This window comes from Kribbella kalugense (assembly GCF_004365875.1).
Taxonomy (GTDB): Bacteria; Actinomycetota; Actinomycetes; order Propionibacteriales; family Kribbellaceae; genus Kribbella; species Kribbella kalugense.
Genome location: NZ_SODF01000003.1, coordinates 37,189 through 60,513, shown reverse-complemented (window position 1 = coordinate 60,513; position 23,325 = coordinate 37,189). Strand labels below are relative to the sequence as shown.

The 23,325-nt window shown below is 67.7% G+C and carries 21 protein-coding genes; 13 read left to right on the top strand and 8 right to left on the bottom strand.

Annotation, left to right across the window (positions count from 1 at the left end):
* A complete protein-coding gene (locus EV650_RS31575) occupies positions 1–549 on the bottom strand; it encodes an NUDIX hydrolase family protein (RefSeq protein WP_134122831.1) in 549 nt (182 codons plus the stop codon).
* A gap of 48 nt (positions 550–597) precedes the next feature.
* A complete protein-coding gene (locus EV650_RS31570; protein WP_134122830.1) occupies positions 598–1,236 on the bottom strand; it encodes a helix-turn-helix domain-containing protein in 639 nt (212 codons plus the stop codon).
* A gap of 119 nt (positions 1,237–1,355) precedes the next feature.
* Here EV650_RS31570 and EV650_RS31565 point away from each other — a divergent pair, with 119 nt between their 5' ends.
* Together EV650_RS31565 and EV650_RS31560 are read left to right on the top strand one after the other, a co-directional pair.
* Positions 1,356–2,117, top strand: a complete 762-nt coding sequence (locus tag EV650_RS31565) for a phytanoyl-CoA dioxygenase family protein (RefSeq protein ID WP_134122829.1) — start codon at positions 1,356–1,358, stop codon at positions 2,115–2,117.
* 28 nt (positions 2,118–2,145) lie between these two features.
* On the top strand, positions 2,146–3,378 hold the full coding sequence (locus tag EV650_RS31560; protein ID WP_202875133.1) for an MFS transporter: 1,233 nt from the start codon (positions 2,146–2,148) through the stop codon (positions 3,376–3,378).
* On the opposite strand, the gene EV650_RS31555 is transcribed toward EV650_RS31560, so the two are convergent.
* Positions 3,375–4,124, bottom strand: a complete 750-nt coding sequence (locus EV650_RS31555) for a hypothetical protein (protein ID WP_238174601.1) — start codon at positions 4,122–4,124, stop codon at positions 3,375–3,377. The two genes, EV650_RS31560 and EV650_RS31555, sit on opposite strands and share 4 nt — an antisense overlap.
* Positions 4,125–4,179: 55 nt before the next feature.
* Here EV650_RS31555 and EV650_RS31550 point away from each other — a divergent pair, with 55 nt between their 5' ends.
* A complete protein-coding gene (locus tag EV650_RS31550) occupies positions 4,180–4,824 on the top strand; it encodes an IclR family transcriptional regulator (protein WP_130444922.1) in 645 nt (214 codons plus the stop codon).
* Here EV650_RS31550 and EV650_RS31545 read toward each other — a convergent pair.
* Positions 4,821–5,291 (bottom strand): Lrp/AsnC family transcriptional regulator, encoded by a 471-nt coding sequence (locus EV650_RS31545; protein ID WP_134122827.1) that lies wholly within the window; start codon positions 5,289–5,291, stop codon positions 4,821–4,823. The genes EV650_RS31550 and EV650_RS31545 overlap by 4 nt on opposite strands.
* Positions 5,292–5,441: 150 nt before the next feature.
* Here EV650_RS31545 and hppD point away from each other — a divergent pair, with 150 nt between their 5' ends.
* From hppD to EV650_RS31510, 7 genes are all read left to right on the top strand, one after another.
* Complete coding sequence (hppD, locus tag EV650_RS31540) at positions 5,442–6,644, top strand: 4-hydroxyphenylpyruvate dioxygenase (RefSeq protein ID WP_134122826.1); 1,203 nt, start codon at positions 5,442–5,444, stop codon at positions 6,642–6,644.
* Between the two features lie 151 nt (positions 6,645–6,795).
* Positions 6,796–7,278, top strand: a complete 483-nt coding sequence (locus tag EV650_RS31535; protein WP_134122825.1) for a DUF2690 domain-containing protein — start codon at positions 6,796–6,798, stop codon at positions 7,276–7,278.
* A 62-nt stretch (positions 7,279–7,340) separates the two neighbouring features.
* A complete protein-coding gene (locus tag EV650_RS31530; protein ID WP_134122824.1) occupies positions 7,341–8,717 on the top strand; it encodes an FAD-binding oxidoreductase in 1,377 nt (458 codons plus the stop codon).
* Between the two features lie 135 nt (positions 8,718–8,852).
* Positions 8,853–9,452, top strand: coding sequence for a hypothetical protein (locus EV650_RS31525; protein WP_134122823.1), 600 nt, complete (start codon positions 8,853–8,855; stop codon positions 9,450–9,452).
* Between the two features lie 15 nt (positions 9,453–9,467).
* The gene (gene cseB / locus EV650_RS31520; RefSeq protein WP_134122822.1) at positions 9,468–10,166 is read left to right on the top strand and encodes a two-component system response regulator CseB; all 699 of its coding nucleotides are present in this window, start codon (positions 9,468–9,470) and stop codon (positions 10,164–10,166) included.
* Complete coding sequence (locus tag EV650_RS31515; RefSeq protein WP_134122821.1) at positions 10,167–11,411, top strand: sensor histidine kinase; 1,245 nt, start codon at positions 10,167–10,169, stop codon at positions 11,409–11,411.
* A 71-nt stretch (positions 11,412–11,482) separates the two neighbouring features.
* Positions 11,483–11,896 carry a hypothetical protein gene (locus tag EV650_RS31510; protein ID WP_134122820.1) on the top strand — a complete coding sequence of 138 codons (414 nt, stop codon included), beginning with the start codon at positions 11,483–11,485 and terminating at the stop codon, positions 11,894–11,896.
* A gap of 50 nt (positions 11,897–11,946) precedes the next feature.
* Here EV650_RS31510 and EV650_RS31505 read toward each other — a convergent pair whose 3' ends face one another.
* The 3 genes from EV650_RS31505 to EV650_RS31495 all read right to left on the bottom strand — a co-directional run bounded on the left by EV650_RS31505 (position 11,947) and on the right by EV650_RS31495 (position 18,184).
* Positions 11,947–15,708 carry an endo-alpha-N-acetylgalactosaminidase family protein gene (locus EV650_RS31505; protein WP_134122819.1) on the bottom strand — a complete coding sequence of 1,254 codons (3,762 nt, stop codon included), beginning with the start codon at positions 15,706–15,708 and terminating at the stop codon, positions 11,947–11,949.
* 425 nt (positions 15,709–16,133) lie between these two features.
* Positions 16,134–17,333, bottom strand: a complete 1,200-nt coding sequence (fahA, locus tag EV650_RS31500; protein WP_134122818.1) for a fumarylacetoacetase — start codon at positions 17,331–17,333, stop codon at positions 16,134–16,136.
* Positions 17,330–18,184 (bottom strand): hypothetical protein, encoded by an 855-nt coding sequence (locus EV650_RS31495; protein ID WP_134122817.1) that lies wholly within the window; start codon positions 18,182–18,184, stop codon positions 17,330–17,332. Before EV650_RS31495 ends, fahA begins: the two co-directional genes overlap by 4 nt.
* Before the next feature lie 74 nt (positions 18,185–18,258).
* Between EV650_RS31495 and EV650_RS31490 the strand changes: the two genes are divergently transcribed.
* On the top strand, positions 18,259–19,452 hold the full coding sequence (locus tag EV650_RS31490) for a homogentisate 1,2-dioxygenase (protein ID WP_134122816.1): 1,194 nt from the start codon (positions 18,259–18,261) through the stop codon (positions 19,450–19,452).
* 321 nt (positions 19,453–19,773) lie between these two features.
* Positions 19,774–20,370, top strand: a complete 597-nt coding sequence (locus tag EV650_RS31485) for a hypothetical protein (protein WP_238174600.1) — start codon at positions 19,774–19,776, stop codon at positions 20,368–20,370.
* Here the strand turns inward: EV650_RS31485 and EV650_RS31480 are convergent.
* Positions 20,367–21,158: a polysaccharide deacetylase family protein gene (locus EV650_RS31480; protein WP_202875132.1), complete on the bottom strand. Its 792-nt coding sequence runs from the start codon at positions 21,156–21,158 to the stop codon at positions 20,367–20,369. The genes EV650_RS31485 and EV650_RS31480 overlap by 4 nt on opposite strands.
* Positions 21,159–21,380: 222 nt before the next feature.
* Between EV650_RS31480 and EV650_RS31475 the strand changes: the two genes are divergently transcribed.
* Complete coding sequence (locus EV650_RS31475) at positions 21,381–23,231, top strand: bifunctional metallophosphatase/5'-nucleotidase (RefSeq protein WP_166678358.1); 1,851 nt, start codon at positions 21,381–21,383, stop codon at positions 23,229–23,231.
* Positions 23,232–23,325: the final 94 nt, after the last annotated feature.

The window sequence follows — 23,325 nt, the reverse complement described above, 5'->3', positions numbered from 1 at the left end:
TCAGACGATGGCGCCGGACCAGGCGAGGGCTTGTTTGAGGAGCTGGCCGCGGCCGCCTTCGAGGTCGTTGAGGAGGCTCGGGGCGAGGGCCTCCTCCGGCGTCAGCCAGGTCAGCTCGAGGGCGTCCTGCCGCGGGTTGCACTCGCCGGTCACCGGGACGACGTACACGAGCGCGACCGCGTGCTGGCGCGGGTCGTGCAGCGGCGTCATACCGGGGAACGGGAAGTACTCCGCGATCGTGACCGGAACCAGCGTCGCGGGCAGCCGGGGGAACGCGGCCGGGCCGAGGTCCTTCTCGATGTTGCGCTGCAGCGCGTCCCGGATCGACTCGTTGTGCATGACCCGGCCGGAGACCAGCGTGCGGATGATCTCGCCGGTCGCGGCCGAGGTCCGCAGCAGGACTCCGATGTGCTCGATCTGACCCAGAGCGTCGACCCGGGCCGGGACGGCCTCGACGTACAGGATCGGGACTCGGGTCCGGGTCTCGGCAAGCGCGAACTCGGACAGCCAACCGGGATTCGGGTCAGGCGTTTGCAGCGACGAGGTCATGAACACATCTTTGCTTACGACCCGAAACCGGGTGCTAACTGGGCGGGGCTAGGGCCGGAAGGTCGAGCGGTACTCCGACGGGCTGAGGCCGAAGGTCGAGCGGAAGCGGCGGGTGGCGTGGCTGGGGTCGAGCCAGCCGACCGTCGCGCCGATGGTCGCGATCGGGAGCTCGGTCTCGATCAGCAGACCAGCCGCCCGCTCGGCCCGGATCCGGTTCAGGTACGCCATCGGTGACATGCCGACCGACTTGCCGAAGAGGCGAATCAGGTAGCCGGGCGCGAGGTTGACGAGCGCCGCCAGCCGTTCGAGCGTCCAGGGCTCGGCGAGGTCGGACTCGAGCAGCCGCATCGCGTGCTGCACTGCCGGATGAGCAGGACCCCGCGCGCCTGGGACGAGTGCGCCGGAGAGCAGTCCGAACACGTCCGGTCCGAGGTACGCGTTCCGCACCACGAGGCCCTCGCAGCGGGTGTACCCGTGCCACTCGCCAGGTCGCAGTACCACGACCGAATCCGGCTGCAGCTCCACCTCGCCGGCTGCCGAGACGTGCGTACCGCGCCCGGCGACCACGACCGCGATCTCGAAGAACGCGTGACTGTGCGGCGCCACGTCGGCGACGACCTCGATCCGCTCGCCCGCGACCGGCAACCGCGGGTCCGGGAAGACCTCGCTGCTCAGCATCTTGTGCATCCGAACCTCCAGGAGGTCAAGATCGGTCAAGTCCTGGTCAACCACTGCCTGTCCCCGGAGCCGGCCAGCCGGGAGGCTGGAAACACCTTCCAGACCACAGGAATCCGAGGAGTACGCCGATGACCACGACCGACCCTACGGCACCCGTCACGCTCGACGAAGAGACCATTTCGGCCTACCGTCATGACGGCGTGGTCCGGATCAAGAACATCATCAGCCGCGACGAGGCGGCCCGGTTCCGCGACGCCGCGGCCGAGTGGACCGCGGGAGCCGACGACCTGTACAAGGAGTCGAAGATCTTCAACCAGTACGTCAACGTCTGGCAGCAGAACGACGTACTGCGGGAGCTCACCCTGGACCCACGGCTCGCCGCGGCGGCGACCGCGCTGGCCGGAGTACCGCTGCGGATCTGGCACGACCAGTTGCTGATCAAGCCGCCGCACAACGGTGCCGCGACCGAGTTCCACCAGGACGCACCGTACTGGCCGCACGCCGGGTCGCGGGCGTCGCTGTCGGCCTGGATCGCGCTGGTCGACGTACCGGTCGAGAAGGGGTGCATGACGTTCATCCCGGGCTCGCAGGACCATCAGAACCTGCGCAGCCAGGACCTGTCCGACCGCGACGACATGTTTCGTGCCGCGCCCGACCTGCGCTGGGAGGAGCGGCTGACGATCCCGCTGCAGGCCGGCGACTGCACCTTCCACAACGCGTACCTCGCGCACTCGGCGACGCCGAACCTCACCGACGACCCGCGGATCGCGCACGTCAACATCTACTTCGACGCGGAGGCGACGTACACCGGCGTCGGTCACGTGGTCACCGACGGCCTCGGGCTTACGGTTGGCGAACCACTCGACCATGAGCTGTTCCCCACAGTCTGAGATTTACAACGTGGCATAAGTTGTCATCGTGCGTCTGCTCACCGACATCCGTCCGCTGCGCGAGTCGGCCGATTTCCGGCGGTTGTGGATCGGGTCGACGGTGTCGCAGCTCGGCCAGCAGATGACCGCGGTGACGGTGTCGATCCAGGTCTACGCGATCACACATTCGACGTTCGCGGTCGGGCTGGTCGGGTTGTTCTCGCTGGTCCCGCTGATCGTCTTCGGGCTGTACGGCGGGGCGATGGCCGACGCGATCGATCGACGTACCCTCTCGCTGGTCTCGTCGACCGGGCTGTGGCTGCTGTCGATGGTCCTGGTGGTGCAGTCGCACCTCGACTGGGGTCGGGTCTGGGTGCTGTACGCCGTCGTGGCGTGTCAGTCGGCCTGTTTCGCGGTGAACAACCCGGCGCGGTCCGCGATCATCCCGCGGCTGATCCGGCCGGAGTTACTGCCGGCCGCGAACACGCTCAGCCAGGCCGCGTTCAACCTGGGCTTCACCGCCGGACCGCTGCTCGGTGCGGCGGTGATCGCCTGGCACGGATTCGCGGCGGCGTACCTGGTCGACGTGATCACGTTCACCGCGGCGCTGTACGCGCTGTTCCGGCTGCCGGCGGTGCCGCCGACCGGCGCGATCCGGCGGGCCGGGCTGCGGTCGGTGCTGGAGGGGTTCACGTTCCTGCGGGCCGCGCCGGCGCTGCTGGCGACGTTCCTGGCCGACATTCTCGCGATGGTGTTCGCGCAGCCGCGGGCGTTGTTCCCCGCGGTGGCGGGCGCGTTCTTCGGTGGCGGCGTACGGACGGTCGGTCTGTTGCAGGCCTCGCCCGCGATCGGCGCGCTGATCGGGGTGATCTTCTCCGGCTGGGTGACCCGGGTCCGTAGGCAAGGGGTCGCGATCGTGCTCGCGATCACGGCGTACGCCGCGGCCGTCGGGCTTTTCGGATTGTCCCGGACCATCTGGCTCGGGGTGGCTCTGCTCGCGATGTCGGGTGCGGCGGACATGGTCAGTTCGGCGTACCGGAACACCGTGCTGCAGTCCGCGGCGCCGGACGCGATGCGCGGGCGACTGCAAGGGGTGTTCATCGTGGTCGTGGCCGGTGGACCGCGGCTCGGTGACTTCGTCGCGGGTACGACGGCGTCGCTGACCAGCCCGACCATCGCGCTGCTCGGTGGCGCGGCGGTCTGTATCACCGGCCTGTTCATCCTGCTGGCGCGGAACCGGCCGTTCCGGGAGTACGACTCGCAGACGCGCGCTCTGAGTTAGCCGCCGGTCGCGAGCTTCTTGATCACGGTGAACCAGGAGTCCATGTCCGGGTTGATCTCGGTCATCGGCTTGTCGCCGACGGTCACCATCTTGCGGTCACCCAGCGGTTTCTTGAGCTTGAACGGGGTCAGCGAAGCGTTGCTGTCCGGCGGGCACGGCGAGTCGACGTCGACGAACACCAGCACCTTGTCCTCCTGCTCCTCGACCCGGAGATCGCTGGAACAGGACAGGCCGGTCCCGATCACCATGTCGTACTCGTCGTACTTCGGAGCGTTCTGGATCCACTTCAGGTACTTCGGCTTCTTGCCCTTGATCAGCTGGTAGTACTGCACGGGCTGCGGGGTCTTCTCTATGGCGGTGCCCTTGCCGTCGCCGAGGAAGGTGCCGAAGACCATGTCGATGCACGGGTCCTTGGTGTCCGGGCCGTCGATCGCCCCGAACGCCTTGGCGGCCTTGTAGCAGCCGACCGCCTCGCGGTTGAACGAGATGTTGAAGCCGACCATGATCAGCGCGCCGACGATGAGCGCGATGGCGAGCATCCGGCGGGACTTCCGCTGCTTCGGGCCGAGGACGCCGGCCGCCCGCTCGGCCTCTTCCGTGGTCGCGTCGGCCGGAGTCGGCGCGGTGCGGAACATGGCCATGATCGAGCTGGTCCACTGCGGATTGATCAAGGTCGGAATGGCATAGACCAGGATCAGCACGACGACCGCGAGGACGGCGGGGAGCAGCGACCAGTAATTTCGCACGGAAGCAAGATACGGGGCCATCGGGCCGCGCCCGATTACCGGATACTCTTTCAAGGTGCCAGCTGAAACCTCGCAGACGCTTGACCGAGGACTGACGGTCCTCGAGTTGCTGGCGGACGCTCCGGACGGGCTCTCCATCACTGAGCTCGCCGCGGCGCTGGGAGTCAGCCGGACAGTCGTGTACCGCCTGGTGAACACGCTCGAGCTGCATCGGCTGGTGCGTCGCGACAGCGAGGGACGAGCCCGGCTCGGTCTCGCCGTACTGCACTACAGCCGGCGTGTGCAGCCCACGCTGCGTGACGCCGCACTTCCGGTACTGCGTTCGCTCGCCGAAGACACCGGTGCCACCGCGCACCTGACCGTCGCGGACGGGGAGGAAGCGCTCGCCATCGCCGTCATCGAGCCGAGCTGGACCGACTTCCACGTGTCTTACCGGATGGGTTCCCGGCACGCGCTCGACCAGGGTGCAGCAGGCAAGGCGATCCTGGCCGGACGTCGCAAACCCGACCCCGCCGGCCGCCCCTTCGTCGTCACGTCGGGGGAGTTGCAGGCCGGCGCCCAAGGCGTCTCGTCCCCGGTCCTCGGCGTACCAGGCGTCGAAGCCTCCATCGGCGTAGTAGTCCTAGGCAAACTGGACCGAGACTTCGTGGGCCCCCGAGTAGCCCGAGCCGCAGTAGAAGTAGCCAAACGCCTCGCCTAGTTCTTGGTGGCTGCTTCTACCAAAGGCATCACCCGGTGGGGGATCTGCTCGGCCAGGGCGATGACGGTGGAGGCGCGTTGGATGCCTCGGACTTTGACTACCTGGTCGATGACGCGTTGGAGGTCGGCGTTCGAGCGGGCCACGATGCGGCACCACAAGTCCTCCGCGCCGGTGATCGTGTGGACCTCGAGTACTTCGGGGATGCGGGCCAGCGCCTCCGCAACCGTCGTGTGGCCCGAGCCCTGCTCGATCTGGAGGGTCGCGAACGCCGTCACCGGGTAGCCGATCGCCGTCGTGTCGACGTCCGGACCCCAGCCGCGGACCACGCCGTCGCGCTGCAACCGGTCGAGCCGCGCCTGCACTGTGCCGCGCGCGACCCCCAGCCGCCGGGACGCCTCCAGCACGCCCACCCGCGGCTCGGCCGCGAACAACCCCAGGATCCGGGCGTCCAAAGCGTCCACTGACATAGGACCCCTCCGTCAATAGTCAGCCTGACCAAATAGTCCAGTGAAGTTGCCAGAATACTATGCAACCTGTTCGATGAAATAACGAACTGTTGCACAACCTGTCGCCCTCCCGCGAGGCTCGGTGCACGTACCCGACCCGGGAGGACCCCGATGACCAGCACCGACCTCACACCCGCAGAGCTCGACGCCGATCTCGACCTCGACCAGCTGAAGCAGCTCGTCGGCCTGGTGCCGTACGACGAGAGCACCGACCCGTTCCCGGTCACCTCGATGGATGCCCTGGTCTTCATCGTGGGCAACGCGACCCAGACCGCGAAGTGGTACCAGCTCGCGTTCGGCATGGACCTGGTCGCGTACTCCGGTCCCGAGACCGGCAGCAAGGACAGCAAGTCGTTCGTCCTCAAGGCCGGCTCGGCCCGCTTCGTCATCAGCGGCGGAGTCAGCCCGAAGAGCCCGTTGCTCGATCACCACCGCAAGCACGGCGACGGCGTGTCTGACATCGCGCTCGAGGTGCCGGACGTGGACAAGTGCATCGAGCACGCCCGCAAGGTCGGCGCCGTCGTACTCGAGGAGCCGAACGACGTCACCGACGAGCACGGCACGATCCGCCGGGCCGCCATCGCGGCGTACGGCGACACCCGGCACACGCTGATCGACCGGAGCAAGTACGACGGCCCGTACCTGCCCGGGTTCATCGAGGCGACCACCCGGGTCACCCGGCCCGAGGGTCACCCGAAGCGGCTGTTCCAGGCGGTCGACCACGTCGTCGGCAACGTCGAGCTCGGCAAGATGGACGAGTGGGTTGCCTTCTACAACAAAGTGATGGGCTTCGTGAACATGGCGGAGTTCATCGGTGACGACATCGCCACCGACTACTCGGCGCTGATGAGCAAGGTCGTCGCCAACGGCAACCACCGGGTCAAGTTCCCGCTGAACGAGCCGGCCGTGGCGAAGAAGAAGTCACAGATCGACGAGTTCCTGGAGTTCTACGACGGCGCCGGCGCGCAACACATCGCGCTCGCGACCAACGACATCCTGCGCACCGTCGACATCATGCGGGCCAACGGCGTCGAGTTCCTCAACACGCCCGACTCGTACTACGAGGACCCGGAGCTGCGGGCCCGGATCGGCAACGTACGCGTGCCGATCGAGGACCTGCAGTCGCGTGGCATCCTGGTCGACCGCGACGAGGACGGCTACCTGCTGCAGATCTTCACCGCCCCGATCGGCGACCGGCCGACGGTGTTCTACGAGTTGATCGAGCGGCACGGCTCGCTCGGCTTCGGCAAGGGCAACTTCAAGGCCCTGTTCGAGGCCATCGAGCGCGAACAAGAGCGTCGCGGCAACCTCTGAGCCGGGGCGCCGACGCCGAGAACCTTGCCCGGTGCAACTGAACACGGCGTGTCGTCGTCCGATTACCGGAATGACTGTCCGGGCAGGCTCCGTTCGCGTAGTGTGCCTTCCTGAGTGTGCGTCGGGGCGTGCACTCAGGAAGGGTTTCGTCATGAAGACTCTGGGCATTCTGCTCAGCACCGCGGGTCTGGCTGGGGTGGGCGTGATCGCCCTTTCCGCCGTACCTGCCGAGGCCGCTGTGGACTCCACGGCCGCCAGCTGCTCTGGTGCGAGGTCCATCTCATCGGCGCCGATGCTGCGTGATCACCAGCCGCCGAGCTGGGGCACGATCCGGCTCGTCCGGGACGGTTGTTCGCAGTACTGGGCCGAGATCACCATGGCGTCGCCGCTGGTGGCCAACGCGAAGGCCAACGCCTTCCTGGTGCAGTACGGCGGCGGCAACGACGGCCGGGTGCTCAGCTGCGACAGCAGCGGCGGCAACGGGTCGGTGATCCAGGGCCAGCGCACCTGCCGGACTCCGAAGGTCAAGGCGACGAGCGGGAGTATCACGTTCGCCGCGATCGGCCGGGAGTACCACAACTACGGCGGCGGCTACCAGGAGATCTCGGAGAATGCCACCAAGCGCACCCGCTGAGCTGTCTCACGGCGACGCCGGAGGGGTGCACAGTACTGCGCAGTAGTGCATAGGCTCGCACTATGAGTGAGGTTGTCGAGCAGTTGCGCAAGGTGCTTCCGCCCGAAGCGCTGGTGACCGATCCGGACCGGATGGAGAGCTACCGGTACGACCGGGCGATGTTCTGCCCGGCCGGGATACCACTTGCCGTCGTACTGGCCCGGGAGACCGCGCACGTCCAGGCGACGGTGCGGATCGCGGCCGAGGCCGGCGTACCGATCGTGCCGCAGGGTGCGAGGTCCGGGCTGTCCGGCGCCGCCAACGCGCTCGACGGCTGCATCGTCATCTCGCTGGAGAAGATGGACCGCATCCTGGCCATCGAGCCGATCGACCGGTACGTCGTCACGCAGCCGGGCGTCTACAACGCGGTCCTCTCCCGCGCGGTGGCCGAGCACGGGCTGTTCTACCCGCCGGACCCGTCCAGCTGGGAGTTCTGCTCGATCGGCGGCAACCTGTCCACGAACTCGGGCGGCCTGTGCTGCGTGAAGTACGGCGTGACCACGGACTACGTGCTCGGCCTGGAGGTCGTGCTCGCCGACGGCCGGGTACTGCGGACCGGCCGGAAGACCGTGAAGGGTGTCGCCGGGTACGACCTGGCCAAGCTGATCGTCGGCAGCGAAGGCACGCTCGGCATCATCACCGAGGCGACCCTCGCGCTGCGACCGCAGGCCGCTAAGCCGCGGACGATGGCGGCCCTGTTCGGCTCCGGCGTCGAGGCCGGCAACGCGATCCTGGAGATCATCCGCAGCGGCGTCTCGCTCAGCCTGCTGGAGATCATGGACCGGACCACGATCCGCGCGGTGAACAAGTACAAGCGGATGGACCTGCCGGACGACGCGGCCGCGATGCTGATCGCGCAGTCCGATGCCGGCGGTGAAGCGGGCGCGGCCGATATCGCCGCGGTGGCCAAGCTGTGCCGCGACCACGGCGCGCTGGAGTGCATCGAGGCCGACGACGACGCCGAGGGCGAGCTGCTGCTTGAGGGCCGCCGGGCCGCGCTGACCGCGTTGGAGGAGCTCGGTACGACGATGATCGACGACGTCGCCGTACCCCGGTCGCGGCTGGCGGAGTTCATCGGCCGGATCGAGGAGCTGTCGGCGGAGCTCGACATCACCATCGGTGTTCTTGGTCACGCCGGCGACGGCAACATGCACCCGACGGTGGTCTTCGACCAGACCGATCCGGCGCAGGCCGAGCGGGCCCAGGTCGCGTTCGACCGGGTGATGGAGATCGGGCTGGAGCTCGGCGGCACCATCACCGGCGAGCACGGGGTCGGGCTGCTGAAGCGGACCTGGCTGGCCGAGGAGATCGGCCCGGTCGCGCTCGACGTACACCGGGCGATCAAGAACGCGCTGGACCCGAAAAACCTGCTCAATCCCGGCAAGATCGTCGCCGGGTGAGGCTGTGATCCAACCGCAATAGAACTGTCGCGGCCGCTCGACGTCCGTGCCCGTCGAATGTGACGTCGGCCCAGCACTATGGAAGGTAGTTGTCTGAACTCGCGGGGGGACTGGATGCAGGGTAGGAGGCGCCCGATGGGTCTGTGGCGCCGTACCGTGCTGCCTGCCGTGACGGCTTTCGCCGCGCTGGCGGCGCTCTCCGGGTGTGCGAACGGCGGCGGACTGCGGGTCGAAGGCCCCGAATCGCCGCCCCCGTCGACCCCGACGCCATCGGTTGTCCTGGGCACCAATGGCACCCCGACGACCCCCGAACGCACCCCCGAGGTGGCCGTCGACCTGGCCAAGGTCCGGGTCAGATTGCTCGCCGATCAGCACCTGTCCAGCTACGCGCGGACAGTACTTTCGAATTGCACCGTGATTTCGCGTTGCCTCAGCAGGGGTAAGACCGTTGATGTATTACACAGCGGTACACCTCAGCAGATCGTCCTGCTCCACACCTTGGAGAAGTTCGTCTTCGGTATCTTCCTGATCGCCGTGGAGCCCTCGGGCCCGCGACCGATCTGGAACCTGAACGTCGAGCAACCGACCGTGAACGCCAGCCCCGATGGGAACCTGGTGGTCGAGTCGAAGATCTTTACGATCAACGACCCGGTCTGCTGCCCGTCGGGCCGACGGGTCGAGGTCTACCGTTGGAACGGTCGGCAGATGATCAAGGTGAGCTCGACGGACCAGTAGGGAGACTGAAGTTCGGTGGTACCGGAAGAACCGGCAGCGCGCATTCTCATGGTCGAGGACGACGCGGTGATCCGTGAGGCGACCCAGTTGACCCTCGAGCGACACGGCTACGACGTGACCACGGCAGAAGACGGCCTGGAAGCGATCGAGCGATTCGAGAAGATCCATCCGGACGTCGTGATGCTCGACATCATGCTGCCCGGCCTGGACGGCATCTCGGTCTGCCGACGGGTCCGCGAGACCAGCACGGTTCCGATCGTGATGGTCTCGGCCCGCGGTGACGCGCTCGACGTCGTACTCGGTCTGGAAGCAGGCGCCGACGACTATGTGACCAAACCGTTCGACACCCAGGTGCTGGTGGCGCGACTGCGGGCGGTGATGCGCCGGGCGGTGTCCGATCCGGAGCGTCCGGCGCCGGCGGCCGGCTCCGGCGTGGAGTCGTTCGGCGACCTCGAGCTGGATCGGGAGGCGCTGGAGGTACGGCGGAGTGGACAGACCGTCCAGCTGACGCCGACCGAGCTCAAGCTGCTGATCGAGTTCGCCAACAACCCCGGTGTGGTGCTCAGCCGTTCGACGCTGCTGCAGCGGGTCTGGGACTACGAGTGGGGCGGCGACGGCCGGCTGGTCGACGTCCACCTGCAGCGGCTGCGGACCAAGATCGGTGCCGACCGCATCGAAACCGTCCGCGGCTTCGGGTACAAGCTGCGGGCCTAGATGGGGCTGCGGGGCAAGCTAGGTCTCATCTTCCTGCTGGTCTCCTCGCTCGCGATCCTGGTGCTGTGCGTCGCGGTCTACACCCAGGCCCAGTCGGCCAGGCTGGACCGCACGCGCAGCTTCGCGGACGAGCGGATCCAGCTCGCGGCGCAGAGCTACGACACCAACGACGTACCGGTGTTCGGAGCGAAGGTGGACGATCCGGATCTGCCGCCGCAGCTGCGCGACGCCGTGCTCGAGGGCAAGCGGGCCACGTTCAAGACCGGATCGCCGCACGCGAAGATGTGGGCGGCGGTCGCGGTCAAGGACGGCAAGATCCTTTCGATCGAGCAGGACTACCAGACCAGCGACGACTCGATGAAGGCGCTCCAGCGGGCGCTCCTGCTCGGCGGGATCGGCACGGTCGCGCTGGTCGCCCTGGTCAGCGTGATCCTGGCCGGCAGCCTGTCCAAGCGGATCGTCGCAGTGGCCGGTGCGGCACGGCGCATCGCCGCCGGTGACCTGGACGCGTCGGCGGCCCAGGCCGTTGGCAAAGGCAAGGATGAGGTGCAGTCGCTGGCGACCGCGATCGACACGATGGCCAGCTCGTTGCGCGGCCAGCTCGAGGCCGAGCGCCGGTTCACCGCGGATGTGGCGCATGACCTTCGTACGCCGGTGACCGGTCTGACCACCGCGGCCGAGCTGCTGCCGCCGGGCCGACCGAGCGAGCTGGTCCGCGACCGGGCCAAGGTACTGCGGCGACTGGTCGAGGACCTGCTCGAGATCGCGCGGTTCGACTCGGGTGTCGAGCAGGCCGACCTGGAGCTGCTCGGCCTCGGCGCGTTCGTCGGATCGGCTGTGGCTCGGTTGCGGATGCAGCAGTCGCTGGCGCCGGACAGCGTGATCGTCCACCAGCTCGGGCCGGACCAGACCGTGTCGACCGACTCGCGGCGGATCGAGCGGATCCTGGCCAACCTGATCGTCAACGGACTGCGGCACGGCAAGCCGCCGGTCGAGGTCACGGTCAGCGGGCGGACCGTCGAGGTGGTTGACCACGGCAACGGTTACCCGGAGGAGTTGATTGCCGAGGGCCCGCGCCGGTTCCGGTCCGGGATGGCCGAGCGCGGTGTCGGGCACGGTCTGGGGCTGACCATCGCGGCCGGTCATGCCAAGGTTCTCGGTGCTGAGCTGACCTTTGGTGAGGCTCCGGGCGGTGGTGCACTGGCTCGTCTGGTGCTGCCGTCCGAACCTGAGACGCAGTCGTAACACAACCTTTCCTGCTGCCGTCGCGTCTTCCCCTCCGTAACACCAACAAAACGAGGGGAAACCAGAACATCATGCGTACTCAGTTCATTCGCCGTTCCGCTGCCGTCGTCGCCGGTCTCGCACTGGCCGGTGGAGGCCTCGGCATCGCCGGAGCCCTGCAGGCCAACGCGGCCACGACGCACACCACCGTGGCGAGCGCTTCGGTCGCGGCGAAGTCGATCACGATCAAGTCGGACAAGGCCACCGCGAAGGCGTGGGCCAAGGTCTCCTTCACCGGCAAGACCGCCGGCATCGCGAAGAACACCGTCGTCCAGGTGCAGCGGCTCGAGAACGGCAAGTGGGTCAAGTTCCCGGCCAGCACCAAGGTGACCAGCCGCGCGACCTACTCGGTCTGGGTGGAGAGCGGCCGCGTCGGCGTCAACAAGTTCCGCGTAGTCGCAGCGAACACCGCCTCCGCGCCGATCTCGGTGACCATCACCAAGTAAGACGCGAAGCGGCGCCACTCCCCAAGGGGCGGAGAGTGGCGCCGCTTTGTTTAGTGGGTGCCGTAGACGTTGAACTCGGATGCGGAACCGAAGACTGCGCCATTGAGGGAGCTGGTGCCGACGAACTTCACGTAGCGGCCGGGCTTGGCGGTGAAGTCGACCCGCTGTACCGCGATGGAGTTCGGGAACTCACCGCTGGCGACCGGCGTACCCCAGTCTTGGCCGTCGGCGCTGACGTAGATCTCGTACCCCTTGAACATCCCGTTCGTCCCACTCTGCCGGGGCAGGTAGCTGAACCCGTTCACCTGGTACGTCGACCCGAGGTCGAGCGTCATGTGGTGCGGGAAGCCTGCCGGGGTGGGGACCTCGGACCAGGCGGAATGCCAAATGGTGCTGGGGTTTCCGTCGAGCGCCATCGTCGCGGCGCCTCCGGTGCCAACGTCCTCGCTGTCCACGTCCGCGACCTTGATCCGGGACTGCGGGACGATGCCCGGCGGGAGTACGGTCGCCTCCGCGCTGATCGTTGCTTGACCACCCGATGCCGTCAACGGGTACTGGCCTTCCGGTGTACCGGCCGGCGGTGTCACGTCCCAGGTGGTCGTCGCACTGGTGCCTGCGGCAACGGTTGCGTGAGTTGCCGGAGTGGTTGCCGTGACGGTCCATCCGTCCGGTGCCGTCAGGCCTAGCATGATGTTGTCGGCGGCAACCACATCGTTGTTGGTGAACGTGGTCGTGACCGTGTTCGCCTCTCCGGAGACGAGACCGGTCAGCCCGGACACCGCGACGGACGTGCAGTCCGCCGGCTCCGACGTCGTACCGAGATCGGTGACGGCGAAGTTGTCCATGATGAAGTCGGTCTGATCGCCACCGTCGGTCAGTTTGCGCAGACCGACCCAGTAGTCGCCACCGCATCCGGCCACGAACTCCTGGTTGAACGTCGCCTTGGTCCGCTGCTCGCCGATCGGGGTCGCCTTGACCTCGACCGAGTCCGGACGGTCGACGCCCTGGACCCATGAGTACTGGCCAGCCCGACCGCTCTCGTAGTCGAAGCTGACCTTGTACTTGTGCCCCGGCTGGAAGTTCACCGTCGATGGCGTGGTCCGGTATACCAAACCCGCGTTCTCTTCGTGCGACTTGAGCGACCAGCCGCCGTCGAGGACGTCGTCGACGAGCTTCCCGTTCCAGCCCGCCTGCGTGTACGGCGCGTGCTTCTTCGCGAGCACCGTCCGTGGGTCCGTGACCCCGCCGGCGTCACCCTTCACGAACGGTCCCCAGCCCTGGTCGACGTTCTCGAAGTCGTCCACCAGTCCGGCCGTGGGCCGCTTGGTCTCGACCACACGGACGTCGTCGATCCGTACGGCGGCCTTCCCGGCACCGGCCGCGATCGCGAAGTCCGCAGTACTGCCCTTCGCGTCGAAGACGACGCGGACGCGTTGGTAGTTCGCGCCATGTTTGTCGTCAGAGGCAACCATGTTCTGCGCGGTGGATCTGGTCAGCACGTTCTTGACGCCGTCGACGGAGAGCGTGGTCGGGCGCGACTTGCCGGGCTCGACCTCGATCCAGGCGGAGGCGCTGTAGGTCCGACCGCGAGTGAGGCCGGTGATCCGCTGCTTGATCGACGACTGACGGGTGCCGAGCGAGGCGACGTGCTGGCCGTTCTCGAGCGTCGCGATCGTCGCGCCGCCGGTGGCGTTCCAGGCGGTGAGGTTGCCGGCGTTGAAGCCGGGGACCTGGAGATGCGTGCCTGCACCCCATTCAGCCGGGCGAGGCTTGGGTGCGGCGTCCGGGTAGATGACGTACGGCTGACCGGCCGTGGCGTTCAGCGTGATGCTGCCCTGGTGGACGGGCGCGGTCGCGACCTTGACCCGGCCGGTGTCCGTCAGCTTGTAGACGGAGAAGGTGCGTGCTCCAGCAAAGGCTGAGGGGACCTTCCAGGTCGTCTGGCCACCGGTTGGGTTGTAGTGGTAGAGCTTCTTGTTGTTGTCCCACGGGAGCAGGTACTTGTCTCCGTCGAGGACCTTCGCGTTCCCGACGTACACCGTCCGCTTGCCGTTCTCGACCGCGCCGCGGACGCCGCCGGTAAAGGTGATGTCGTTCGCGTTCCAGTCCTGGATCTTCTGCTGTTGAAGGAACTTCGCCGGCAGGTTGCGCTGCCAGATGTTGCTGTAGAACGTGTTCCAGTCGGTCTCGCCGGTCCAGCCCTCGAACTCGACGATCGCGGACTGGCCGAGGATCGGGTCGTTGTTCCAGACATCCTTCTCGTGGTTACGGACGAACCGGATGATCTGCGAGTTCAGGCCCTTGTTCGTCGCGTCGCCGTAGTCGAGGTCGTTGGCCCAGTGCGACCACAGCGAGGTGCGCTCGTTCCGGTTGGCCCACTCGGTGGCGATCTGCCAGCCCTGGTCGGCGAGCTGCCGGGTCAGGCCGTCGGCCAGCCAGCCGGACTGGTAGTACACGTCGATGTACAGCTCCTGCAGATTCTTGTCGGTCTCGTCGCGGAGCTGCTGGAACCGCTTGATGATGTTGCCGGAGGCAAGATCCGGGCGCTGCTTGATGTAGTAGCTCTGGTTCAGCCAGTTCCAGCCCTTGGCGGTCTTGTCGACCAGATCTTCACTGAACGCGTTCGCCTCCGGGTAGGACTCGGTCGCGTTGACGTGGACGCCGAAGGCCGCGTTCCAGGATTTGCCCTGCTTGAGCAGGGTGTTGAGGTCGGTCAGTCCGCCGGCCCGGAGGTTGTAGTCGCCGCCGTAGTCCGGGTGGGCCGAGTCGTGGCCCTCACCGGCGTACCCCTTGAGGAGGGCCAACTGACCGAGACCGTCGGTCGCGAGCGAGATCCGCTTGACGTCGTCGAGCGTCCGCAGGAACGGGTGGGTGGCCTGGCTGGCGAAGTTGAACGGGATATGCGTGACGACCCGGTCCTTGACCTGGTCGCCGCCCTTCGGCTCGACCATGATCGAGCGGAACGCGACCGCACCGTCCTCCCAGTCGACGGTCTTGTCGTGGTTCGCGTCCGGCGTCACCACGACCTTCGCCCAGGGGAGTGGTTCGGTATACGGCGAGGTGTCGGCGCGGTACGTCCACTGGCCGCTCCACACGCCGACGCGGGTGCTGCCGTCGGCGCTCTTACGGGCCTGGTGCCAGAAGCGGGCGCCGTCGTCGACCGTGGGGCCGGAGGGCTTGTCGTACGTCGAGTTCGACTCGATGCCCGCAGCCAGGCCGCTCGTGTTGACGAACGCGTACGCCGCTCCGGTGGCGGCGGTCTCGGCCGGAGTGGCGGCGGTGACCGGGGTGATCTTGTCGGCGGTCCGGGTCGAGTCCGGGTCGAGCTTGGTGAACGCGGTGGTCGCGCCCGCGTCCGTACTCGCGACCGAGACCAGATCCTGGTTCGGGATGTCGATCGTGTGCACGCGACTCGTCTCGGTGTCACGGACGGCGTCGATCGCAAACTTGGTGACCCGCCCGGCCACGCTGAGGCTGGCGTCGAGCTGGACATCTGGCAGGGCGTCGAAGGCGAGCGTGTACGACGCCTTGCCGGCACCGACCGTGGCCGGCGCGGTCAGGTGGGCGGTCCGGGCCACGCCGTCGATCGTCACGGTCGCGATCGAGTCCGGCTGGCCGCCGAGGGATTGCCCGGAGGCGTTGTCGACGTACTTGATCACCCGGGGAAAGTCCGCCCCGACGGTGACCGTCAATTCCTGCGTCCGCAGCGTCAGGTCGCCGGCGGTGCTGTCAGCGTGCGCCCCGGCGGGCACGCTCAGCACACCGGCGGTCAACGCTACAGCCAGTACTCCACACCCCACTGAACGTTTCATGCGCCAAAAGTTCGCACGTAACAGCCAACAGGTCAAGAGAAACAAACACTAATGAACAAGATTCGCCTCGCCTCCGGCATCGGCAAAGGAAAGGCGGAGTGGACGGAGGCCGCCTCCGGGGCTGGTCAGAGGGAGGCGGGTCGGGTGAGGTCGCCTCCGGCGTTGGCCAGGGGGACGGTGAGGCGGATCAGGCCGGCGGCCGGTGGGCTCGGCTGGCGGTGCGGGCGCGGGCGGCCGGAGTGCCCGGGCGGGTGGCTGCTGGCTCAGTCTCGCGGGCACGGGGGGCGGCGGCTGGTGAGTGTGCAGTTCGACAGGTAGTGCACTTGCGGGACGCTGTACGCGCGGACGCAATCACGCTCAGGTGTACTACCTGGGCGGCTGACACCTCCTGTTCAAATGCAGCGCGCCTGTCGCAAGCGAGGGGGTCAGGCGGGGAGGATTCGGCCGGTGACTTCGCCGAGGCCTAGGCGGGTTCCGTCTGGTGACTGGGCCCAGGCGGTGATGGTTACCTGGTCGCCGTCTTCCAAGAACGTGTGTTCTTTGCCGGCTACGACTAGGGGTTCGCGGCCGGCCCAGGTCAGCTCTATGAAGGAGCCTCGTTGGGTCTTTTCGGGGCCGCTGATGGTGCCGGAGGCGTAGAGGTCGCCGGTGCGGAGGGTGGCGCCGTTGACTGTCATGTGGGCGAGCATCTGGGCGGGGGACCAGTAGATGTCGCGGTACGGCGGGCTGCTGACGAGGTGGCCGTTGAGGTAGACCTCGAAGGTGATGTCGTAGTTCACCAAGGCCGAGCCGGCCAGGTACGGGAGGACCGGCGGGTCCTGGGTCGGCAGCGGTACAGCGGATGCCGCGAGTGCGTCGAGCGAGACCACCCACGGCGAGATCGACGTAGCGAACGACTTGCCGAGGAACGGGCCGAGGGGTACGTACTCCCAGGCCTGCAGGTCCCGCGCCGACCAGTCGTTCACGAGCACCACGCCGTACACGTGGTCCTCGAAATCGTCAACGGACACAGGCTTTCCGAGCGTTGACGGCGTACCGACGACGTAGCCGAGCTCGACCTCGATGTCGAGCCGCTGGGACGGACCGAAGACCGGAACCGCCGCGTCCGGCGGCTTGCGCTGACCCGACGGGCGGACGATGTCGGTGCCGCTGGCAACGATTGTGCCGGCCCGGCCGTGGTAGCCGACCGGGAGGTGTTTCCAGTTCGGCAGTAGCGGCTCGGAGTCCGGGCGGAACAGCCGGCCGAGGTTCGTCGCGTGCTGCTCGGAGGCGTAGAAGTCGACGTAGTCCGCGACCTCGAACGGCAGCAGCATGGTGACCGCGGACTGCGGGATCAGATGCGGCTCGACGGTGTCCCGGTCGTTCGCGTTGCGGACCAGCTCGAGCAGCCAGCTGCGGGTCGCGCGCCAGGCCGGGCGGCCGAGCGCGAGGAACGCGTTCAGCGTCGGCTCGGCGAACAGTTGCGCGCCGTCCAGCATCTGCGCCGACGCGACCGGCGCGAGATCGATGATCTGGTCGCCGATCGCGGCACCCACCCGCGGCTCCTCGTCGCCGTGCCGGAACACGCCCAGCGGCAGGTTGTCCGGCGTGAACGGAGAACCGGCCGGGATGTCGATCCAGCTCACAGCGTCTCCAGCAAGCTCAAAGCGGTGAGGTCCTCGCGCGGCTCATCGATGCTGCACGAGCCGAAGGACGTGAACCACTTGCGGGTGTTCGCGGCCTGGTCATCCGACAGTTCCCGAGCCCGCGCAGCAAGGTCGGCCCCGTCGCGAGACGCCAGTACGGCGATCAGCTCGTCCTGCGACGCGCCGTCGAGTGATGCCCGAGTAGCGAGTAGCACGTTGAGGAACCCGTGATGCTCGAAGCCCGTGTCCTCAGCCGTATGGCGCACCGCGTTATGCAGACCCGCCGTGCACTTGAACGCGACCTCCCGGTCGAGACAAGCCGTGATGAACGACGCGACCTGGTCCTCCGACGGGAAGAGCGCCGCGTCGAGTCCGCCGGTCCGCAGCTTGGCGGCGTACCCGGCGTCGGCGACCACGTCGAGCGCGCGCTCCCACGCTCCGCCCAGACCGATCTCGACGTACGCCGACTCTTCGTCGAAGCAGTCATCGCAGGCACGGACCACGCGCAGCGCGTTGCGGGACAGGTCGTCCTCGTCGCGCAGCCGGACCTCGACCGCGGTCACCTCGACGTCTTTCGAGCGGTCGCCCCAGCGGATCACCGGCTCGATCCCGCCGGCGCCGCCGGAGATCACCACGGACACGCGGAGCGGACCGCCGCCGATGCGGGCGGCCTCGGTTGGGACCTTCATCAGGTCGTCGTCGGTACACACGAATGCTCCGACGAGCTCGGCGTACGGCGCGGCGAGGTGCGCTCGGTGCGCGGTGACGGCCTCGGTCAGCGGCAGGTCGCCGGGCGGGAACATCGAGGCGTCGTCGACCAGGTGCCGGTACAGGGCAGGGACGGTTGACATGGCCCAGAGCCTAACGGATGCTTTCGGTAAGCGGACGCACGCGTTCGATTATCGGATACGATGGAGCAATTCTGATGGCGTTCTACCGGCAGGTCGGGGAAGTTCCGCCGAAGCGACACACCCAGTTCCGGAAACCGGACGGCGGGCTGTACTACGAGGAGCTGATGGGCGAGGAGGGGTTCTCGTCAGACTCGTCGTTGCTGTACCACGCCGGCGTACCGTCCGCGATCGTCGACTCGCAGGTGTGGGACCTCCCCGACCTCGCCACCGTCGCCAACCACCCGCTCACCCCGCGGCACCTCAAGCTGCACGACCTGTTCACCGACACGTCGAAGACGAACGCGGTCGACGACCGGCGGCTGGTGCTCGGCAACGGTGACGTCCGGATCTCGTACGTCGTGGCCGAGCAGCCCTCGCCGTACTACCGGAACGCGATCGGCGACGAGTGCGTGTACGTCGAGAAGGGCTCGGCGACCGTCGAGACGATCTTCGGCGTGCTGAACGCGGTCCAGGGCGACTACGTGATCATCCCGCGCGCGACCACGCACCGCTGGCTGCCCGGCCCGGACGGCGTGCACGCGTACGCGATCGAGGGCAACTCGCACATCGCGCCGCCGAAGCGCTACCTGTCCCGGTACGGGCAGTTCCTCGAGCACTCGCCGTACTGCGAACGCGACCTGCACCCCACCACTGAGCCGCTCGTGGTCGAGGGGACCGATGTCGAGGTGCTGGTCAAGCACCGTGGCAACGGGGCCGGCGGGATCGTCGGTAGCCGGATGACGTACGCGACGCATCCGTTCGACGTGGTCGGGTGGGACGGGTGCCTGTATCCGTACACGTTCAACGTGAGCGACTTCGAGCCGATCACCGGGCGGGTGCACCAGCCGCCGCCCATTCACCAGGTGTTCGAGGGCTACAACTTCGTGGTCTGCAACTTCGTGCCGCGGAAGGTCGACTATCACCCGCTGTCGGTGCCCGTGCCGTACTACCACTCGAACGTCGACTCGGACGAGGTGATGTTCTACTGCGGCGGCGACTACGAGGCGCGGAAGGGTTCCGGGATCGGGCTCGGGTCGATCTCGCTGCACCCTGGCGGGTACGCGCACGGGCCGCAGCCGTCGGCGATCGAGGCGTCGCTCGGCGCGGAGCGGTTCGAGGAACTGGCCGTCATGGTCGACACCTTCCGGCCGCTCGAACTGGGCGAGGGCGGCCAGGCCGTCGACGACGGCGTCTACGCCTGGACCTGGGCGGGCCGTCACAAGAGCTGAGGGTAGGGCGTGTCTCCCGCTCCCCTGCCTACTGCGCGGCACTCGGCGGGCACCTCGCTGCACTGGAGCGAAGGGAACGATGAAACCACATCGATCCCTCCGCTCCAGCACACCGAGGCACTCCGCCGAGCACCTGCTCGCAACGGCAGGGGAGCGGGAGACACGCCCGTGTGGGATTCTTTCCGGGTGAGTGAGGACGGGGACGCAACTCCACAGGTAACGCCAGAGGCACCGGCCATCGTTCCGCCGGCCGCGCCAGAGGTGCCGTTTGGCGTGACACCGGCGGCACCATCGGCATCGGCGGCGCCCGAGGTGCCGTTCGTGGTGCTTGTGGACCGGGAGGCGGTGCTGCGGCGGCGCGAGGTCGTGCGGACCGTCGAGCGGCGTGGCGCCTGGGTGACGCTGGCGATCGCCGTGGTCGGCATCGCCGCAGCGCTGTACGCGCTGGTCGCGTTCCACGGCGCCGGGATGTGGCCGTTCGCGATCTTGTTGATCCTGGCAATGATCCCGCTGCTACTCAGCACGGTGATGGTGTTCCGGCTGCAGTCCGAGCGGCAGCAGTGGTACGACGCCAACGACCTGCAACAGGTCGCGATGCGGATGTCACTCAAAGGACTCGAGCTCGCTTGCGACGGAGCGGCGTACCCCGTTGTCCTGCAGTGGAAGGCCGTCCGCGGCTTCCGGCAGCAGAAGCTCCTCGGGCAGTACGTGCTCGACCTCGATCTGGCCCGCGGTGTGGGCGCCACCACGGCCGGCGTCCGCGGTCTCGACCAGGCCTCGGTCCGCAGCGTCGTCAAGCCCAACCCGCTACTTCGCCCGACGGGCCTCTTCCTGGTGAAGGCCCTGGACCAGCCGGTGCACATCATCGACGAGGCCATGAAGCACTTCTCCGGCGGCACCGCTCAGATCAAGCGCTAGCAGGGCAGCGAGCGGTACGTGTAGCCCAGCTTGGTCAGTTTGGTCAGGGCCTGGTCGAGCGCGGCGACGGTTTCGGAGCGGTTGCCGCCGCCGTCGTGCATCAGGATGATCGCGCCGGGGCGAGCACCGGACATGATCGCGTGCTCGACGCGCGCCGTGCCGGGCTTCTCCCAGTCCTCGGTGTCGACGTCCCAGAGGACCTGACGCTGGTGGTACGACGCCGCGATCGCCTGGATCTTGGCGTTCGTGGCGCCGGTCGGCGGGCGGAGGCACTTCGACTTGACGCCCATCGCGATCTCCTGGCGGATCTTCGCGTCCGGCAAGGTCGTCAGCGTCTTGTGGTCGTACGTGTGATTGCCGACGTGATGCCCGGCGGCCCGCTCGGCCGTGACCAGCTCCGGGAACTGCGCGACCTGGATCCCGAGCACGAAGAACGTCGCCTGCGCGTGGTGCTTGCGCAGTACCGCCAGTACCTTCGGCGTCCACTCGTGCTGCGGTCCGTCGTCGAACGTCAGGTACAGGACCTTGCCGTGGCCGGTCAGATTCCAGTCGTCCGCGGGCGGCTTGGCGACCGCCGGCTTCGCGGGCGGTTGAATGGGCTGCTTCGTCGACGACGGCTCGCCCCGCTTGGAGGTGGTCGACGTACTCAACAGGCCGTGGCTTGGCGCTTGGACGACGGGTTTGGCGGACGTGGTCGAGTGTGCGGACGGGTTGGCGGTCTGGGCGAGGACGGCACCGCAAAGCAGGGCGGCGACCAACGGCAGGAGCTTGCCGGGCGGCCTGGTCACGGGGCCTCCCGCCCTGGACTGAGGAGCGGAGGGAGCGGAGCGACCGGAGTGACGAGGGAAGGGCGGGAGTTACAGCCCCGTGACCCGCCGCGCCGAAGGCGTGGCATGAGGGCGGTCATGCAGTGCATCCTCTCGTGCCGGGTGGTTCATCGAGGCACCGGGTCGGCCGTATCGTGTGCTCTCGTGCCGGAGATCCCGGCCGGCAGACCAGTGAGGCGGCTGATGACCGACAGCGGTGAGCGGACGACGATGACCAGACGAACCGTGATCGGCGGCGCCGCGGCGCTGGCGGCGGCCGGCTTCGAGGCAATCCCGGCGTACGCCGGAGGTCCCGGGCACGGGCATGACAAGACCGTGCGGCTGACCGTGATGGGGACGACCGACCTGCACGGCAACGTCTTCAACTGGGACTACTTCAAGAACGCCGAGTACGACGACACCGCGCACAACGACATCGGCCTGGCCAAGATCTCCACGCTGGTCACCGCGGTCCGCGACCGGATCGCCGCCGACCGCCGTGCGCCGCGTCCGCTGATGCTGGACGCCGGCGACACTATCCAGGGCACCCCGCTGTCGTACTACTTCGCCAAGATCGAGCCCATCACCGGCGGCCACATCCACCCGATGGCCGCGGCGATGAACCGGATCGGGTACGACGCGGCCGCGCTCGGCAACCACGAGTTCAACTACGGCATCGACATCCTCCGCAAGTTCCAGCAGCAGCTGCGCTTTCCGCTGCTCGGGGCCAACGCCCAGGACTGGACCACGGGTCTGCCCGCCTTCCCGCCGTACGTGCTGAAGAAGGTGCACGTGCCGGGGGAGAAGCCGATCACCGTCGGTATCCTCGGCCTGACCAACCCGGGGATCGCGATCTGGGACAAGGCGAACGTCGAGAACAAGCTGAAGTTCGGTGGCATCGTCGAGCTGGCGAAGCTCTGGGTGCCGCGGGTCCGCAAGGCCGGCGCCGACATCGTGATCGTGTCCGCGCACTCGGGCATGGACCTGTCCTCGTCGTACGGCGACGCACTGCCGTACCCGGAGAACGCGTCCGTCCTGATGGCCGAGACCGTTCCCGGCATCGACGCCGTCCTGGTCGGCCACGCCCACCTGGAGATCCCGGAGCGACTCGTCACCAACAAGACCAGCGGCGAGCAGGTCGTGCTGACCGAGCCGCTGAAGTGGGGCATGCGGCTGTCGCTGATCGACCTCGACCTGCAGAAGGTTCGCGGTCAGTGGAAGGTCGTCGGGCGGCACAGCCAGGTCCTGAACGCGAACACCGTCGACGCCGACCCCAAGGTCGTCGCGCTGCTGCAGAAGGATCACGACAAGGTCGTCGAGTACGTCAACGGCAAGATCGGCACCTGCACCGAGGCGATGTCCGCGGCCACCGCGCCGTGGGAGGACACCGCCGCGCTCGACTTCGTCAACTTCATCCAGGCCGACGCGGTGTCGAAGGCGCTCGTCGGTACGCCGCAGGCCTCGCTGCCCGTACTCGCGATCGCGGCCCCCTTCAACCGGGACGCCGCGATCCCGGCCGGCGACGTGTCGGTCCGCGACGTGGCCGGGCTGTACGTCTTCGACAACACGCTGCTCGCGGTGACGATGACGGGCACGCAGATCAAGGACTACCTCGAGTTCTCCGCGCAGTACTTCAAGCAGGTCACCGGGACCGGCCCGTTCCCGTCCGACCAAGTCACCAACGCGCCGACTCCGACCGCGCCGACCGGTACGCCGGACTACAACTACGACATCCTCGGCGGGCTGACCAAGCCGCTGACCTACAAGATCGACATCGCCAAGGCAACCGGCTCGCGGATCACGGACCTCGCGTACGACGGCACCGCGGTGACCGCCGACCAGGAATTCGTTGTCGCGGTCAACAACTACCGCCAGTCCGGCGGCGGCAACTTCCCGCACGTTTCGACCGCCCCGGTCGTCTACAACCGCCAGGTCGAGATCCGCCAACTGATGATCGACTACGTCACCGCCACCGGCGAGGTAGACCCGAACACCTTCCACACCGTCGACTGGTCGCTGACCTCCAACGGCGCCCCGATCACCGTCACGGCCTGAGATCGAGGAATTCTGAGCAAGGCCCGGGAGGAGTCGGTAGCGGATCCTCCTCCCGGAACTCGCCTGGCCTACCGGGTGCTGCCTGCAGATCCCC